The following is a 333-nucleotide window of genomic DNA, read 5'->3' as shown; positions in this document are numbered from 1 at the left end:
TATGACCGGCGCGACCTGGCCGAGGTCAAGCGCGACCTGGCGCAGTGGATCGCCAAATGGCAGGCCAAATACCCGAAATTAGTGAACTGGGTAGAGGACAACATCGAGGAGACGCTGAGTTTCTATCGGCTGCCGCTTGCCCATCACAAGCACATGAAGTCGACGAACATGCTGGAGCGGCTAAACCAGGAGATCAAGCGGCGCACCCTGGTCGTTCGTATCTTCCCCAGTCAGCAGAGCTGTTTGCGGCTGGTTAGGGCATTGGCGGTGGAGATCCACGAGAACTGGCTCGAGGCGACCCGCTACCTCAACATGGATCATCTGCGCGAGCAC

The 333-nt window shown here is 58.6% G+C and carries 1 protein-coding gene; it reads left to right on the top strand.

What is annotated here, in order from left to right; translation table 11 throughout:
- The coding region (locus AC0L3H_RS33045; protein ID WP_473588256.1) for a transposase at window positions 1-333 on the top strand (333 nt) is incomplete at both ends.

Source organism: Mesorhizobium sp. WSM4816, assembly GCF_055811535.1.
The sequence above is the reverse complement of the archived record's forward strand: the minus strand, read 5'-3'. Positions and strand labels throughout refer to the sequence as shown.